Origin of the sequence: Luedemannella flava (assembly GCF_039528515.1) — a bacterium.
Classification (GTDB): Bacteria; Actinomycetota; Actinomycetes; order Mycobacteriales; family Micromonosporaceae; genus Luedemannella; species Luedemannella flava.
Window position 1 is genome coordinate 1 of record NZ_BAAALT010000014.1, and the last position, 15,158, is coordinate 15,158.

Below are 15,158 nucleotides of genomic sequence, written 5' to 3' on the forward strand. Positions count from 1 at the left end.
CCGACGCTGAACACGGGCAACGCCAACATCGACGGCTACCTGTGGATCAAGCCGCCGGGCGAGGCGGACGGCTGCTCGTTCCAGGCCGGCAGCTTCCAGCCGGCCCTGGCCTACAGCCTGGCCCAGTCGGCGCCGAACCCGTCGTCGCAGGCCCCGGTCACCACGCGCGGCCCCGTGACGTCGGCTCCGGTGACCACCCGTGGCCCCGTCACCTCCGCGCCGGTGACCACCCGTGGTCCGGTCAGCTCGGCTCCGGTCACCACCCGTGGTCCGGTCACCTCGGCTCCGCCCGTCTCGGGCGCCTGCTCGGCGACGTACAAGCTGACCAGCTCGTGGGGCGGCGGCTACCAGGGCGAGATCACCGTGAAGGCCGGCTCGTCGGCCATCAACGGCTGGACCGTGACGATCAGCGGCCAGACGATCACCCAGCTGTGGAACGGCACGCTGAGCGGCAGCAACCCGTACACGGTGAAGAGCCTGTCGTGGAACGGCTCGCTGCCGGCCGGCGGTACCGCGATCTTCGGGTACCTCGGCAGCGGCACGCCCAGCACCCCCACCCTCACCTGCACCAGCCCGTGACGGTGTAGCGCATCCCTCTCGATGAAGGGGCCCGGCCTATCGGCCGGGCCCCTTCCGTTTGTCAACATAGGTTGACGCCCCCCATTTTGTCAACTAAGGTTGACGGCATGAGTGAGGCAACCGAGCTGGCGACCGCCGCCGCTGGTCCCGACGCCCGGGGCGGGCTGCGGGCCGTGGTCGCGCTGCGCCGCCTGGCCGACGCCCTCGAGCTCCTGCAGGTCGGCAACGCCCGGCGACAGGGCTGGTCGTGGCAGGAGATCGCGGACGCGCTGGGCGTCACCAAACAGGCCGTCCACAAGAAGTACGCCGGCCGCACCCCGGCCGACGAGTCACGGGAGGCGTGATGTTCGAACGGTTCACCATCTCGGCCCGCCTGGTCGTCCAGCACGCCCGGGACGAGGCCGCCGACCTGGGGCACCGCACCGCGGGCACCGAGCACGTGCTGCTCGCCCTGCTCCACCCCGACGCGGGCCAGACCGCGACCCTGCTCGCCGACGTCGGCGTGACCGCCCACGCGGTCCGCGCCCGGCTCGTCGAGCTCGGCTACCACCGGCCGCCCGGCGCCCCCACCGCCACGTTCGCGGAGGACGCCGAGGCCCTGGCCAACATCGGCGTCGACCTCGCCACGATCCGCGACCGCATCGACGCCACGTTCGGCCCCGGCACCTTCGACGGCCTCGACCCCGACCAACCGACGGAGCCGGAGCCGACCCGGTGGGGGCGGCGCCGGCGCCGGTCGGGCGGCACCTTCAGCCCGCGCGCCAAGAAGGTGCTGGAACTGTCCCTGCGCGAGGCGCTGCGCCTCAGGCACCGCTACATCGGCACGGAGCACATCCTGCTGGGCCTCATCCGCGAGGGCGAGGGCCTGGGCGCTCAACTCCTCGTCGAGCGGGGCGTCGACCTTGGCGCGCTGCGCGACCGCGTGATCGTCGTCGTCCCCCCGAAAGCCGCATGATCCTCATCGACCTACCCCGGTGGCCCGGCCGCGGACGCGCGGCCGCCCACCTGTGGTCCCACCTGGTCAGCGACGTCTCCCTGGCCGAGCTCCACGCCTTCGCGGAACTCCTCGGCTCCCCCCGCCGAGCCTTCGACCGCGACCACTACGACGTCCCCGACACCCGCTTCCAGTCGGCCCTCTGGCTGGGCGCCACCCTGACCCCGTCCCGCGACCTGGTCCGCCGCCTGACGGCGGCCAACCTCCGCCGCCCCAAACACCTCCAATAGACAAAAGTCGACTTCTGCACGTTATGAGCGTCGCCATAACGTGCAGAAGTCGACTTGTGCCGCCGGGGGAGGCGGGGCGGGTCAGTTCGTGAGGGCGGACCACTGGGAGTGGAGCCAGGTGTGGAAGGCGGGGATGGTGTCCGTGTCCAGGGAGAGCCAGGACAGGGAGCCCGTCACCGCGAGGATGCCGAGGACGACGGCCGCCAGGCTCAGGAGGAAGCCGAGGATGGCGTCGAAGCGGCCGGCGACGTGGCGGCGGGTGGTGGCGGAGAAGCCGCCCACCGAGAACAGCGCGCCCAGCACGCCAAGAGCAAGACCAAAATCGGCCAGTACGCCGGTCAGCACGGTCGCCGCGGCGACCACGCCGAACAGCAGCCCCAGCGTCGCGGACAGGCTCGCGCGCGGGCGCGGGCCCCTGGGCACGGCCGCCGGCTCGGTGTCGGCGGTGTCGGGCTCGGTCACCACGGGCGCCGTCGTCACCGGGGTGATCCGGCCGGTCGTCGTCGGGTCGGTGACGACGCGGCCCGTCGGGGCGTCCGTCACCCGGCCGGTCGGGGCCTCGACCACGCGGCCCGTCGGGGCGTCTGTCACCCGGCCGGTCGGGGCCTCGACCACGCGGCCGGTGGCGCGGTCGTTGACCAGCGGTTCGCGGGTGTCGGTGACAGCGGGCGCGGCCACGTCGGCCGTGCCGTCGCGGCGACCGCGCACCAGCCGGCGCTCGGCCCGCTCGTCGATCTGCTCGGCGCGCTCGGCGGCGATCGCGTCGTCGCGACCGTCGACCACGCCGTCAGCGTTCTCGTCCTTGGTGGCCGTGGCGTCCGAACGCCCGGCGAATGTGGGGATCCTGACCACAGGGCACCTCCGGGTGTGATGATTCGTCACCCGGAGCCATACCCAGGTGCGTCAGTCGGGTAACCACGCCGCCGGGGACGGGCCGCGCAGCGGCGCCGGATAGCGCAGGCCGGGCAGCCGCCACGGCTCGTGGACGGCGCCTCCGTCCACGGCGGACAGCTCCGGGACATACCGGCGCACATAATCCCCGGACGGGTCGAAGCGGTGCGCCTGGCGGACCGGGTTGAACCGCCGGTAGGGCTTGGTGTCGTTGCCGACGCCGGCCACCCACTGCCAGTTGCCGTAGTTGTTCGGCACGTCCCCGTCGAGCAGCAGGTCGAAGAAGACGCCGGCGCCGCGTCGCCAGTCCAGGCCCAGGTGTTTCGTCAGGAACGATGCCGTGATCATGCGGACGCGGTTGTGCATCCACCCCTCGGCGGCGAGCTGCCGCATCCCGGCATCCACAATGGGCACCCCGGTGAGGCCTGCCCGCCAGGCCTCGAACGCGTCGTCGTCGACCCGCCAGACGTCGCCGCCGGACCGCAGCGGCTCGGTCCTGATCCGCGGAAACGCCGCCGCGACCTGGTAGAAGAAGTCCCGCCAGCACAGCTGCCGGACGAACTCCGCCGACCCGCCCGCGAGCCCGGCCAGCTCGCGCGGCGACAGGCAACCGAACCGCAGGTACGGGCTCAGGCGCGACGTGCCGGGGGACGCGGGGATGTCGTGCTCGTCGGCGTACTCCGGGAGGTGGGGCAGGAAGGCGCGCAGCGTGCGGCGCGCCGCGGCCTCGCCGCCCACGGCGCCGCGTCCGGCGGACGGTGGCGGTGGCGGCAGGTCGCCCGGGTCCAGGCCGGGCGGCAGGGTGATCCGGCGCGGGGTCGGCGACGGGTCGCGCCAGGTGGCCGCCGACCAGGCGCGCCAGTAGGGGGTGAAGACGCGGTAGGACGCGCCGCCGCCCGACGGGGTCAGCGCGCCGGGCGGGATGACTGTCACCCCAGGGGTGACGACGAGCGCGACGCGGTGTGTTTCACATTCCTCGGCGAGTCGGCGCTCGCGGCGCCGGGCGAACCCGCTGACGTCCCCGGCGATCGTGATCTTCGTGGCGCCCACCTCGCCCGCCAGACGCAGGGCCTGCGCCACCGGGTCCCCGCGCCGGATGATCAGGTCGCCGCCCCGGGCGCGCAGCGAATCGCGCAGGTCAGCGAGGCACCCGTCGAGGAACCGCCACCGGTTGGCGCCCGCCGGAACCGTCGGATCCCGGACAAAAAGGGGCACAACGCGCTCCGCATCGGCGCAGGCCAGGGCCAGTGCGGGGTTGTCGCGCACCCGCAGGTCGCGCGTGAGCAGCGCGATCGCTGTGCGCACCTGAACAGGCTACGCGGCGTTGTGTGAAGCGGGCACCAGCCGCCGACGCTAGTCGCAACCTTCCGGAGAAGTGCATTTCTTCGGAGGAAGCTGCGATCTATCGGCCTGGGTGCCCTTGTGTTGTGGTCACCGCCGGAGGGGGCGCGGGATGCAGGGGATGCGTGGACGCACCGACCGGATCGTGATCATCGGAGCGGGCCTGGGTGGGCTGGCGTGCGCGATCCACCTCGCCGCCGCGGGCCGCCAGGTCGTGGTCCTGGAGAGTACGGGTCGACCGGGCGGCCTCGCGGGGCGGCTGTCGATCGGCGGGTTCGAGTTCGACACCGGGCCCAGCGCCATCACCGCGCCCGAGATCCTCGCCGAGACGTTCGCGGCCGTCGGGGAGAACCTCGCCGACTGGCTCGACCTCGTGCCGCTCGACCCGACCGTGCGGGCCCACTTCCCCGACGGGTCCACCCTCGACGTCATCCCCGACCGCGACCGCATGGCCGATGAGGTCCGCCGCGTCTGCGGGGGCCGGGAGGCGCGCGCCTACCTCAACTACGCCGCGTACGCCGAGAACGTGTGGGGCACGCTGCGCCGGCGGCTGCGCGACCGCAGCCCGTCCTCGCCCGCCGAGCTGCTGCGGCCCGCGCTGCTCGGGGAGGCGCTGCGGCTCGCCGCCGGGGGCGTGCGGCACGGGCTCGAGCACCGGATCGGGCAGTTCTTCACCGACCCGCGCTGCCGGCGGCTGTTCGCCGTCCAGTCGCTGCTCGCCGGGGTCGCCCCGCACCAGGCGCCCGCGCTGTTCACGGCGCTGCCGTTCCTCGACCCGTGCGGCAAGGTGTTCTTTCCCCGGGGCGGGGTGCACGCCATGCCCGCCGCGCTTGCCGGCGCCGCCCAGAAACACGGCGTGACCATCCGGTACGACACCGCGGCCGCGCGCCTGGAGACCCACGCGGGCCGGGCGCGGGCCGTCCACACGGTCGAGGGGGAACGGATCCCCGCGGACGTGGTGGTGCTCCCGCCCGTACTCGCGGAGTCCGACGGTGAGCTGCGACCGGCCGCACCCGCCGGCGGGTCTGGGCGGGCGAGCAGCTCATGCGTGCTCGTGCACCTCGGGTCGCGGCAGCGCTACGGGCGGATCGCGCACCACAACCTGCACTTCGGGCGGGGGTGGCGGGAGCCGCTCGCGGACGTGGCGCGGCACCGGCGGCCGATGCGCGACCCCGTGCTGCTCGTGGCCAACCCGACCCGGACCGATCCCGAGCTGGCGCCGCGGGACCGCGAGATCTACCAGATCATGGTGCCGGCGCCGTCCGAGGCCGACGCGGCCGCGGCGGCGCGGTGGCGGACCGGGCTCGCCCAGCGCTACGCCGGGGAGCTGATCGCCACCCTGGAGGCGCGCGGCTACCTCGACCTCGGGCAGCACATCGACCTCGCGCACGTCGTCACGCCCGCCGACTGGGCCTCGCCCGGACACCGGCCGCTGCGCCGCACCTCGACCGGCGGGCGGGGCCCCGACGGCCACCCTTCGGGCGGGAGGCGGGGCTCCGGTCCGCGCGTGGAGGCGTCGAACATAGTCTTTGTGGGTTCGGGGACGAGACCGGGAGTGGGTGTGCCGATGGTGCTGATGTCCGGACGACACGCGGCGGCGCGCATCACCGGCGCGCGTCCGTGAGGCCTGTCGAGGCTCTGCACGCGGCGCGGGAGCTGGAACTGGTGGAGCTCGTGACCCCCGAGGGGGAGGCACACGGGCGGGCCACCGTCGACGTCGCGCACCGGCAGCCGGGCGCGCTGCACCGGGCGTTCTCCGTGCTGCTGCTCACCGCCGACGGGCGGACCCTGCTGCAGCGCCGGGCGGCGGGCAAGACGCGGTTCCCGTTGCGGTGGGCGAACTCCTGCTGCGGGCATCCGGCGCCCGGCGAGCCCGTGGCGCTCGCGGCCGCGCGCCGGCTCGCCGAGGAGCTGGGCATTTCGGACGTGCCGCTCAGCGAGGTCGGGGTGTACCTGTACCGGGCGGAGGATCCGGGGACCGACCGGGTCGAGCACGAGTACGACCACGTGCTGGTCGGGCTGGTCAGCGCGGAGTTGGCCGTGGCGCCCGACTCGGCGGAGGTGGCGGAGCTGCGGTGGGTGGCCGCTTCGGCGCTGCGCGAGGAGATCGTCGCCGCGCCGGACGCGTACGCCCCGTGGCTGCATGGCGTACTCTCCGTGGTCCTCGATCTCTCGTGAGTGTGTCAAAAGTCATGCCGGCCCTCGCCTTCGGGCGATCTCGCGGCTAGCGTGATGGCGTCCCTCCCGTAGGACGCCGTCACCCCTCGACGGCGCCCCGCCACCCCTCGGGAGTCCCGTTGGTCCGCAACCCCGGCGGCCCACGCGCCACAGCACTCTTTGTCGTGCTCGTGGTTGTGGTCGGCTGCGCCATCACCCGCTACGCGTTCGTCGGCGCGAACGCGTCCTCGCCCGGTGCCGCGCACCCGGCGCCCATCGCCGTACCCCTGGCGCCGCGGACCACCCCGGCGCCGACCCCCGCGCCCGAGCCGTCCACGGCACCGCCCGTGAAGCCGGTGCCGCCACCCAAAGGGCCTGGGCCGGGCGGGTCGCTGGAGCGCACCGGCAGCAAGGACGTCGCGCTGACCTTCGACGACGGGCCGGACGTGAAGTACACCCCGGCGTTGCTCGCGTTGCTCAAGAAGGAGCACGTCAAGGCGACGTTCTGCCTGCTGGGCTACCGCGCCAAGAAGCACCCCGACCTGGTGCGCCGGATCGTGGCCGACGGGCACGCGCTGTGCAACCACACCTGGGACCACGCGCTCGACCTGGCCGCCAAGAAGCCCGGCGGCGGGTACAGGCACTCCGACGCCGCCATCCGCGCCGACCTCAAGAAGACCAACGACGCCATCCTCGCCGCCGTGCCCGGCGCCAGGATCGGGTACTTCCGGGCGCCCGGCGGCAACTTCACCAAGCGCCTGGTCAACATCGCCGCGTCGCTCGGGATGAAGTCGATCTACTGGTCCGTGGACCCGTCCGACTGGGACAACGTCCGGTACGGCCACGGCACCGCGATGACCAGGCACATCATCGCGGCGGTCAAGCGCCAGATCCACCCGGGCGCCATCGTGCTCTCCCACGACCTCAGCTCACCCGAGACGATCTCGGCATACCGGACCCTCCTGCCCTGGCTGAAGGCCCGGTTCAAGCTCGTACCCCTTCCGTGACCTCCCCCGGTTTGGAGTCCACGGGCGGGCTCACGTATGCTTGCCAGGCCTCCGGCGGGGCCGGATGGGAGCACACCGCATCCATTGCACATGTGCAATGATTGCGAGGCCGCCCTCATCGTCTAGCGGCCCAGGACGCCGCCCTTTCAAGGCGGTAGCACGGGTTCGAATCCCGTTGGGGGCACCGGGTTAGCCATGGCATGATGGCACCTGACCAGGTCCTGTGGAGCAGTTGGAGTGCTCGCCGCCCTGTCAAGGCGGAGGTCGCGGGTTCAAGTCCCGTCAGGACCGCTCTAGCAATTCGAGCCCAGGTAGCTCAGTTGGTACGAGCGTCCGCCTGAAAAGCGGAAGGTCGGCGGTNGACCAGGCAGCAATGCAGGTCGGGGGTTTGTGTAGTCACCGTCCGCCTTGAAGATCGTTATGTAACAGCGACCGGCTTACGACAGCGGACGATCGAGATCACCGAGTCCGCGCGCTGGCGGCTTCAAGGCACCACGCCCGCCCATCTTCGGCATGCGACACTGAGTCGGAGCCTTGGGAGGTGTTCCGGGATGAGCGTTGCGGCGATCGAACACGTCGGCCCCTGGCACGAAGCCGACTTCCTTGCCCTGGGTGAGACGTCGAACCGCATTGAGTTGATCGATGGGAGCCTGCTGGTGAGCCCAGCGCCGAACTCTCGTCATCAGCGCTTGTCCCGCCGGTTGGCAAATGAGCTGGACGCGGGAGCCTCGGCAGCAGGGCTGCTCGTTTACGAAGCGATCAACGTGCGACTGGGAACTGATCGGCTGGTCATCCCCGACCTGGCCGTCGTGGACACGGACGACGATTTCGTGGTGATCGACGCGGCACACGTCCCCTTGGTGGGCGAAGTGGTCTCGCCGGGCAATGCCGGTGCGGACCGGGTCGTCAAGATGCAGTTGTACGCGGCGGCGAGGATCCCGTGGTACCTGCTTGTCCAACAGGACTCGCCAGATGACCTCACGCTCCGGCTCAATCGCTTGAACGGCGCCCACTACGTGGAAGATCAGACCGCCAAGACGGGCGAGACGCTGTCTTCCCAGAAGCCGTTCCCATTCATGATCGACACACGTTCACTGCTGCGCCCGGTGTAGCAACGGATCCGTACAACGGCAGACCCCTGCGACCAGCCCGACCCGCTCGTCAGGACGCGCGCGGGTCGGCCTCGACGCCTTGCCGGATCTGAAAGCGGAAGGTCGGCGGTTCGACCCCGCCCCTGGGCACCAGCTCCTCGCCGGGCTGACGAAACCCCCTGACCCTCACGGGCAGGGGTTTTCGCTTTGTGCGCCCCTGGATGAGCCTGCGCGGGTAACTATTCGCCGATGGGTCGCCCTTGGCGGGATGACCCGGCGGCGGCGCCGCCAAAGGAAGCATCCTTTGGCGGGGGCGACGCGCCTTGATTGCCACGGGGTCGCCCTCGGCGGCTTGGCCGCCACCATGGGGTCAGTCGGCGGTGCGGGCGAAGAGGGTGGGGGCGTCAGGGGTTGTGCCGAAGACCACGTGGGCGCCCGCGGCCCGGTCGAAAGCCTCGTCCCAGCCGGCCGGAGCGAGATCGCCCTCGGGGCCGAGTCGGCGGCACAGGAACCCGGCGTCGCCCGGCCCGTCCACCACCAGCATCATCAGCCGGTTCAGCACGGACCACTCACCCGTCAGGTCCTCGGCGGGGACCTCGACCGCAAGAGTGATCACGGGGACGCCGTCGCGGAGTTCCAACGTCACGGTTCCGGACTCAAGAAGGCTCGCCACCCGGCGAGTATGCCCTCTCCGCCACATGCGCACATCTGGCGAGCCGTAGGGGTCTTCGCCTCGCCACATGTGAGCTTCTGGCGAGCCACGGGGGTCTTCGCCTCGCCACATGTGCACATCTGGCGCAACGGCACAGCCCGCTCGGCATCTCCACGACGGCGACGGACGGACCCGTCAACGCAAACGGGAGCGTCAGCCCGCGCGGTGCTTGATGGTCGCGATCGTGGAGCCGGCGAGGGTGAGCAGGCATTCGGAGAGCTGCCCGTCGACAAGGGCGGCGCTGAACAGCGCCTCACCGGTCGAGTCGTCGGCGTTGGCGCAGGCGCTCACGAAGCGCGCGACCCAACGCATGTCGTACCCGGCGTCGTCGATGTTCGGGAACTCCAAGGCGGCGAACGACTGGGGAGTCCCCTCACCCACGAGCGTGGCGGCCAAACAGACGGCCACGTCGTAGGCGCCCCGGACCCCGCGCTTGTCGACGGCCTCGTCGAAGGCGTGGACCACGCCGTCGCGATCGCCGATCAGCGCCGAATCCAGGACAGCGGCCGCGTCGCCGTACACCTCCGGAGGAATGCTCACCACGGGACGCAGCGTATTGGGCCGAGTCAACCGTGCGGCGGAGAACTGCCGGATCATCGCTCGGAAGCGGGAGCCGCGCGGCGTACGGCGCAGGTGAGGCGGGCCGTGCACACGCGCCGGTCCCGTTCGTCGGTGATCACGATCTCGTAGGTGGCGATCGTGCCGCCCCGGTGCAGCGGGGTGGCGACGCCGGTGACGACGCCGGCGCGGACCGCGCGGTGGTGGGTGGCGGAGATGTCCACGCCGACCGCGATGCCGCCGAACAGCTCGATCGCGTGCAGGGCGGCGCCGATCGACCCGAGGGTCTCCGCGAGCACGCAGGACGCGCCGCCGTGCAGCAGCCCGTACGGCTGGGTGTTGCCCACGACGGGCATCCGGCCGACCACGCGGTCCGGACCCGCCTCGATGATCTCTATGCCCATCCGCTCCGCGAGCGGGCCGTCGCTCTCCGCCATGCGCGAAGGCTACGTGATCCCCGCGAAACACGCGCGTGCGGCGCCTGAGCGGCAGATCAGTTATCGTGCCCGTCGGTAATGAGTGCAAGGCCGGAGGGGACCCCAATGTTTACGCTGTCCATGCAGGCCACGGTGATACGTCGGGTCACCGGACGACAGCGGATCGTGCGCGCCCTCGCACTTCTCGCGGTCCCTGCGGTGCTCGCCGCCGGCTGTGGCGACGGCGGCGACAGCACGACGGCCAACCCGACGGGACAGGTCCGCTACTACGGCACCGACGGCAACATGTCGAACACGTTCGGTGATCTGTTCAAGGACGCGCCCGGCGCGATCAACGGCATGACCGGCACGACGCCGCTCACCCCGCTCGGCGTCGACTTCGTCGCCAAACTCCGCGAGGTCGACCCGAAGCTGCGCGACTACAACTACGCCGGCGAGTCGTACGACGCCGTCGTCATCAGCGCGCTCGCCGCCGAGGTCGCCGGCACGACGGAGCCGGCCGCCGTGGCCGCCCAGATAAACGCCGTGACCAGCGGCGGCAGCCGGTGCGAGTCCCCGGCCCAGTGCCTCAACCTGATCCACCAGGGACGCGACATCGCCTATCGCGGCGTCTCGCAGCTCGCGGGCTTCACCGACGCGGGCGAGCCCGCCGCCGGCAGCTACGGCACCCTGTACTTCGGCAAGAACAACACCATTGAGGACGGGCGCACCGAGTACGTGCCGGCCGGCGACGTGGCGGGCGCGAGCACCAAGGCGGCGCCGAAGCCGGGCGACCGCAAGCCGGGCCAGCTGGTCATCGGCGGCCTGCTGCCGCAGACCGGCTCGCTGGCGCTCATGGGCCCGCCCATGTTCGCGGGCGCGGAGCTGGGCATCCTCGACGTGAACGCGGCCGGCGGCATCCTCGACTCCCCGGTGAAGTGGATCCCGGGCGACGACGGCACGTCCGAGGCGGTGGCGAAGAAGACCACGCAGCGCCTCATCGACGAGGGCGCGCACGTCATCATCGGCGCGGGCGCCTCGGGCATCAGCACGGCGGTCCTGCCGCTGGCCGTGCAGGCCGGCGTCATCCTCTTCTCGCCGTGCAACACGGCCGCGTCGCTGACCACCGCCGCCGACAACGGCCTGTACTTCCGCACCGCCCCGGCCGACGGCCTGCAGGCGAAGGCGCTCACGGACATCCTCATGCGCGACGGCGCGCGGCGCGTGTTCATCGTCGCCCGCGACGACGCGTACGGGCAGGGGCTCGACGAGGGCGTGACCTCGAGCCTGCACCTGGCCGGCGTCGCCGACGTGAAGAGCTTCCGCTACAACGTGGACAAGCCGTCGTTCTCCGGGCTCGGCGCGCAGGTCAAGGAGTTTCGCGCGGACGCCGTACTGCTGGTGGGTTTCGAGGAGTCCGCCGACGCCATCAAGGACATCGCGGCCGCCGGCATCACGGTGCGTGGTTAGCGGGACCGTCTGACGGGTACCGGCCAACGGCGGGGCTGGCACGCGATGCGCCATGGCCCTACCGTGAGCACGACGTCAGATCGGCACGAGAGGACAGTTCCCATGAGCGAGCGCCAGCGAGCGAATCATCAGCTCAGTGAAAACTCATGCGGGCGCCGGAGCGCAGCGGAGGCGACGGCATGAGCGAGACCGCGGAGACGCGGGGCGACGAGCGCATCGAGCTGATCGCCGCGGACACGAACAACGACGGCAAGGCTGACCTGTGGGCGATCGACACGGACGGTGACGGCGTCGCGGATGTGTACCAGTTCGACCACACGGGCGACGGCACGGTTGACACGACCATCGTGGACCTCAACCAGGATGCCAACCCCGACCAGATCATCGACGGCGACGGCGGCCTGCCCCCGGCGTAGCGAATCTTTGAACCAGCGGCCGGCACCGTCCCAGGTGCCGGCCGCTGGTGTCTGACGGGTCACAGAGTGCCAGTTGTCAGCTGATGCCACATGCGGCCATGCCACCATGAAGCCGTGGTCACGGCTGACGAGATCCCGACCAGGGCCGCGCTCGCGCCCAACCGGCGCGAGCGCAGGAAGCAGGAGACTCGTCAGGCTCTGGAACAGGCGGCGCTCCGCCTCTTCGCCGAGCAGGGCTACGAGCAGACGACCGTCGAGGACATCGCCGAGGCGGCCGACGTCGCCGTGCGCACGTTCTTCCGGTACTTCTCGTCCAAGCAGCACGTGCTGTTCGGGGATGTGGTCACCGACCGGCTCAGCCGGCTGCGCACCGAGCTCGCCGCCCGGCCCGCCGACGAGGACCCGATCGAGTCCATCCGCGCGGTGTCCGACCTGGTCGACTTCTTCGACGGCGACGAGGAGGAGCAGATCCTCGCCCGCCTCGACCTGATGCGCCGCCTGCCCACGATGACCAGCCGGTACCTGGATCTGATCCATCAGCTGCGCCTGGTCGTGGTGGAGTTCGTCGCCGAACGCACGGGCCTGGACCCCCGCGACGACCTCTACCCCCTCGTGGTGGCGGGCGCCACGGCCGCGGCCTGGGACGCCTCGATCACCCTCTGGGCGGCCACCCACGGCACCCGCCAACTCCGCGACATCCGCCGCGAAGCCTTCGCCGCCCTCCTGTCAGGCCTCCCCGCCCGTACCTCCTGGGCAGAAGTCGACTTCCGCACCATTCAGGGGCACCGATAACCGCCAGAAGTCGACCTTTGCCGCCGGAAACTAGGAAAGCTGGGTGAGGTAGGTGGGCGGGACGTGGTCGGTCAGCCAGACGCCGTTGTCGCTGCGGTAGAAGAGGGCGCCGGTGGCCGAGAGGGCCGCGGCGTCCACGCGGAGGACGACCTCGTCGCCGCGGCGGCGGCCGACCGCGTGGGCGGTGGCTACGTCTGGCGAGAGGTGGACGTGGTGGCGCTGGCCAGGGCGGAGACCGTCGGCGAAGATGGCGGCCACGTTGCGGCGCGGGGTGCCGTGGAACAGTTCGGCGGGCGGGTCGGCCGGGTCCAGACCCAGGTCGACGGGGACGGAGTGGCCCTGGCTCGCCCGGATCCACGCGATGCCGTCGGTGGCGACGCGGACGCGGTACCGCTGCTTGTTGTCGTTGGCCACGACCGTGTCCAGCTGGGCGCGGGTGATGCGGACGGCCTTGAGCAGGGCGTCGACGCGGACCCAGCCCTGGGCGTCGAGGGTCAGCCCCACACTGGCGGGGTCGTGCCGGAGAACGTAGCTCAGCCGGCGGCTGAGGCGGATCTGGTTGTTGTCTGTCATTTCAACTCACGGTAGCGACGGCCGACCCTCAGGGCCCACCCATATTCTGTGCGGCATGACGCTGCTGGAGATGGGCGCGGAGTCCTACGTCTCGCTGACGACGTTCCGGCGCGACGGGACGCCGGTCGCGACCCCGTTGTGGGTGGCCCGCGACGAGGAGGCGATCTACGTCTGGACGCCGGTGCGGACCGCGAAGGTGAAGCGGCTGCGGCACACGTCGAAGGTGCTGGTCGCGCCGTGCACGATGCGGGGCGAGCCGACCGGCGAGGCGGTCGAGGGCGTCGCCGAGCTGCTCGACACCGACGCCAGCGCGCGGGTGCGGCGGCTGATCAAGCGCAAGTACCGGCTGCAGGGGTGGCTGATCGTCGGGTCCAGCGAGCTGTTCAAGGGCAGGGACTCGACGATCGGGATCCGGATCACCGGTCCGTGAGACGTCAGCGGCCCCGTGGGATCGCTCCCACGGGGCCGTGAAGAAGAGGCCCGGGCGCTTCCTCGCGGGTCGGCGCGCGGGGCCTGGCGTGGTCGGACCGACGTGCCTACTCGCCGGCGCGCTGCTGGGGGATCTGGCCCTGGAGCAGGGCGCGGACCTCCGACTCGCGGTAGCGTCGGTGGCCGCCGAGCGTGCGGATCGCGCTCAACTTGCCGGCCTTGGCCCACCGAGTCACGGTCTTGGGGTCGACACGGAACATCGACGCGACCTCGGCCGGTGTGAGCAGCGGCTCAGGCTCGTGCGTACGGGATGCCATCGGTTACTCCTCCACATGTGCTTTCAAACGGCGACCGGGGTCCCACCGGCCGACGCGAATCCCATCGTCCGGCTAGTCCCCGATGTCCGACATGGGCCGAACGGTTGAACCGCCCCACACAGAAGGATGATGATTGAGCGATTTATCCGGATTTGAGGTCACAAGTCAGTTGCAACGCTCTAGCAACTGAATGGCGCGCCACCGCTCGACCAGTTCCTCATATGCGCTGGTAGCGGCGTCGCCGTCGCCTCGCGAGAGCGCTTGGAGGCCCGTCGCGACGAGCGAAGGTGAGTCATCTTCAGCTAACGCTTTATCCGACAAAATAGCCGTAAGCCCGCCGTAGTCGAGTTCCACGACCGAACGCGGATGAAACTCCTCCAACCACCGGGTGCTCTCCTCGACCGCCTCGGAGATCGGCACGTCACCGACACTGCGCCGCAGGACAGACAGGGCGCGGTGGGCCCGCCGGCGGGCTTTGGAAATTTCTGTCCGGTAGCGCAGGACCTTATGGCCTGATTCGAGCGAAAATTCTCTTTCTTCGCTATCTATGAGGACAAACCACCGGAGCGGCACGCTCCACGTCGAGATCTGCTCGTGCTGGCGGGGGGTGCCGTGCTCCAGGACCCGGGCGCCGGAGCGCCAGTCCGAGACGATCTTCTGCGCCAGGCCGGCGAGCGCCGGCGGGACGAACGCGTCCGCCAGGACGGCCGGGACGCCGTCGCGCGCGTTCAGCGCCGCCTCAGCCACCCGGACCCGCAAGTTCCACGGGCAGACGAGGAGAGTGTCGTCACCCTCCAGCACGTACGCCTCGTCGGGGATGTCGTTCAGGCGCGTCCAGCCGGCGCCCAGCGCCTCCAGGACCGAGGTGCGCTGGCGGCCCGGACCGTCGTCCGGTGTGACGACCCGGCCGTCACGCACGTACCGCCGCCAGTACTGCTGCTGTTGGCGGTCGAAAGCGCTCAACGGCTCGTACACCCGCAGGTATGCGGCGAAGAGTTGCGGCACTGCGCGATCGTCCCACGGAACGCGTCGTGGTGACCACCACGCGCGCTCTTCCGGTAGGCCCCCGCGGGGGCGGACACTGGATGGGAGGCGAAACACGATCACCTATCCCTCGCGGCGCGGCCAGGGCGAGGTGTCAAACGCCGGCCCGGCCATGTACCGTATGACCCACGAGAGATGCCT

The 15,158-nt window shown here is 71.2% G+C and carries 19 protein-coding genes, 2 tRNA genes and 2 pseudogenes; 15 read left to right on the forward strand and 8 right to left on the reverse strand.

What is annotated here, in order from left to right; genetic code table 11:
- The 5 genes and pseudogenes from ABD211_RS03625 to ABD211_RS03645 all read left to right on the forward strand — a co-directional run.
- A partial coding sequence (locus tag ABD211_RS03625) for a cellulose binding domain-containing protein (RefSeq protein WP_344126181.1) occupies positions 1 to 579 on the forward strand: 579 nt, incomplete at its 5' end.
- Between the two features lie 107 nt (positions 580 to 686).
- Positions 687 to 923, forward strand: coding sequence for a helix-turn-helix domain-containing protein (locus ABD211_RS03630; RefSeq protein ID WP_344126183.1), 237 nt, complete (start codon positions 687 to 689; stop codon positions 921 to 923).
- Positions 923 to 1,102 (forward strand): annotated as a pseudogene (locus tag ABD211_RS03635) (Clp protease N-terminal domain-containing protein); the annotation flags it as partial. The gene ABD211_RS03630 and the pseudogene ABD211_RS03635, both read left to right, overlap by 1 nt.
- Positions 1,103 to 1,327: 225 nt before the next feature.
- A pseudogene (locus tag ABD211_RS03640) lies at positions 1,328 to 1,507 on the forward strand (Clp protease N-terminal domain-containing protein); the annotation flags it as partial.
- Positions 1,508 to 1,530: 23 nt separating this feature from the next.
- Complete coding sequence (locus ABD211_RS03645) at positions 1,531 to 1,803, forward strand: DUF4031 domain-containing protein (protein ID WP_344126185.1); 273 nt, start codon at positions 1,531 to 1,533, stop codon at positions 1,801 to 1,803.
- Positions 1,804 to 1,884: 81 nt separating this feature from the next.
- Here the strand turns inward: ABD211_RS03645 and ABD211_RS03650 are convergent, their stop codons facing one another.
- Positions 1,885 to 2,655, reverse strand: coding sequence for a hypothetical protein (locus ABD211_RS03650; RefSeq protein ID WP_344126187.1), 771 nt, complete (start codon positions 2,653 to 2,655; stop codon positions 1,885 to 1,887).
- Between the two features lie 51 nt (positions 2,656 to 2,706).
- Positions 2,707 to 3,999, reverse strand: a complete 1,293-nt coding sequence (locus tag ABD211_RS03655; protein ID WP_344126189.1) for a cryptochrome/photolyase family protein — start codon at positions 3,997 to 3,999, stop codon at positions 2,707 to 2,709.
- A 148-nt stretch (positions 4,000 to 4,147) separates the two neighbouring features.
- Here ABD211_RS03655 and ABD211_RS03660 point away from each other — a divergent pair, with 148 nt between their 5' ends.
- The 6 genes from ABD211_RS03660 to ABD211_RS03685 all read left to right on the forward strand — a co-directional run bounded on the left by ABD211_RS03660 (position 4,148) and on the right by ABD211_RS03685 (position 8,311).
- Complete coding sequence (locus ABD211_RS03660; protein WP_344126190.1) at positions 4,148 to 5,659, forward strand: phytoene desaturase family protein; 1,512 nt, start codon at positions 4,148 to 4,150, stop codon at positions 5,657 to 5,659.
- A complete protein-coding gene (idi, locus tag ABD211_RS03665) occupies positions 5,656 to 6,213 on the forward strand; it encodes an isopentenyl-diphosphate Delta-isomerase (RefSeq protein ID WP_344126191.1) in 558 nt (185 codons plus the stop codon). The genes ABD211_RS03660 and idi overlap by 4 nt, the downstream gene beginning before the upstream one ends.
- Before the next feature lie 164 nt (positions 6,214 to 6,377).
- The gene (locus ABD211_RS03670) at positions 6,378 to 7,199 is read left to right on the forward strand and encodes a polysaccharide deacetylase family protein (RefSeq protein WP_344126192.1); all 822 of its coding nucleotides are present in this window, start codon (positions 6,378 to 6,380) and stop codon (positions 7,197 to 7,199) included.
- Between the two features lie 111 nt (positions 7,200 to 7,310).
- Positions 7,311 to 7,383 (forward strand) — tRNA-Glu (locus tag ABD211_RS03675).
- Positions 7,384 to 7,416: 33 nt separating this feature from the next.
- Positions 7,417 to 7,490: transfer RNA gene (locus ABD211_RS03680), tRNA-Asp, on the forward strand.
- A gap of 260 nt (positions 7,491 to 7,750) precedes the next feature.
- Entirely contained in the window at positions 7,751 to 8,311 is a 561-nt protein-coding gene (locus ABD211_RS03685; RefSeq protein WP_344126193.1) for a Uma2 family endonuclease, read from the forward strand.
- Between the two features lie 349 nt (positions 8,312 to 8,660).
- Here ABD211_RS03685 and ABD211_RS03690 read toward each other — a convergent pair whose 3' ends face one another.
- From ABD211_RS03690 to ABD211_RS03700, 3 genes are all read right to left on the reverse strand, one after another.
- Positions 8,661 to 8,963, reverse strand: coding sequence for a hypothetical protein (locus tag ABD211_RS03690; protein ID WP_344126194.1), 303 nt, complete (start codon positions 8,961 to 8,963; stop codon positions 8,661 to 8,663).
- Positions 8,964 to 9,155: 192 nt separating this feature from the next.
- Complete coding sequence (locus ABD211_RS03695; RefSeq protein ID WP_344126195.1) at positions 9,156 to 9,545, reverse strand: hypothetical protein; 390 nt, start codon at positions 9,543 to 9,545, stop codon at positions 9,156 to 9,158.
- 50 nt (positions 9,546 to 9,595) lie between these two features.
- Positions 9,596 to 9,997, reverse strand: a complete 402-nt coding sequence (locus ABD211_RS03700; protein WP_344126197.1) for a PaaI family thioesterase — start codon at positions 9,995 to 9,997, stop codon at positions 9,596 to 9,598.
- Positions 9,998 to 10,117: 120 nt separating this feature from the next.
- Between ABD211_RS03700 and ABD211_RS03705 the strand changes: the two genes are divergently transcribed.
- The 3 genes from ABD211_RS03705 (at position 10,118) to ABD211_RS03715 (ending at position 12,654) form a co-directional block, all read left to right on the forward strand.
- Positions 10,118 to 11,446, forward strand: coding sequence for an ABC transporter substrate-binding protein (locus tag ABD211_RS03705; RefSeq protein ID WP_344126199.1), 1,329 nt, complete (start codon positions 10,118 to 10,120; stop codon positions 11,444 to 11,446).
- Between the two features lie 179 nt (positions 11,447 to 11,625).
- A complete protein-coding gene (locus tag ABD211_RS03710; RefSeq protein WP_344126201.1) occupies positions 11,626 to 11,862 on the forward strand; it encodes a hypothetical protein in 237 nt (78 codons plus the stop codon).
- 114 nt (positions 11,863 to 11,976) lie between these two features.
- Positions 11,977 to 12,654, forward strand: a complete 678-nt coding sequence (locus ABD211_RS03715; protein WP_344126203.1) for an acyl-CoA-like ligand-binding transcription factor — start codon at positions 11,977 to 11,979, stop codon at positions 12,652 to 12,654.
- A 30-nt stretch (positions 12,655 to 12,684) separates the two neighbouring features.
- Here the strand turns inward: ABD211_RS03715 and ABD211_RS03720 are convergent, their stop codons facing one another.
- Entirely contained in the window at positions 12,685 to 13,227 is a 543-nt protein-coding gene (locus tag ABD211_RS03720) for an RNA 2'-phosphotransferase (RefSeq protein WP_344126205.1), read from the reverse strand.
- Positions 13,228 to 13,282: 55 nt separating this feature from the next.
- On the opposite strand from ABD211_RS03720, the gene ABD211_RS03725 reads away from it, so the two are divergent.
- Positions 13,283 to 13,657, forward strand: a complete 375-nt coding sequence (locus ABD211_RS03725) for a PPOX class F420-dependent oxidoreductase (protein WP_344126207.1) — start codon at positions 13,283 to 13,285, stop codon at positions 13,655 to 13,657.
- Positions 13,658 to 13,763: 106 nt separating this feature from the next.
- Here the strand turns inward: ABD211_RS03725 and ABD211_RS03730 are convergent, their stop codons facing one another.
- Together ABD211_RS03730 and ABD211_RS03735 are read right to left on the reverse strand one after the other, a co-directional pair.
- A complete protein-coding gene (locus ABD211_RS03730; RefSeq protein ID WP_344078983.1) occupies positions 13,764 to 13,973 on the reverse strand; it encodes a BldC family transcriptional regulator in 210 nt (69 codons plus the stop codon).
- A 165-nt stretch (positions 13,974 to 14,138) separates the two neighbouring features.
- Positions 14,139 to 14,978 carry a DUF8083 family protein gene (locus ABD211_RS03735; protein WP_344126209.1) on the reverse strand — a complete coding sequence of 280 codons (840 nt, stop codon included), beginning with the start codon at positions 14,976 to 14,978 and terminating at the stop codon, positions 14,139 to 14,141.
- Positions 14,979 to 15,158: the final 180 nt, after the last annotated feature.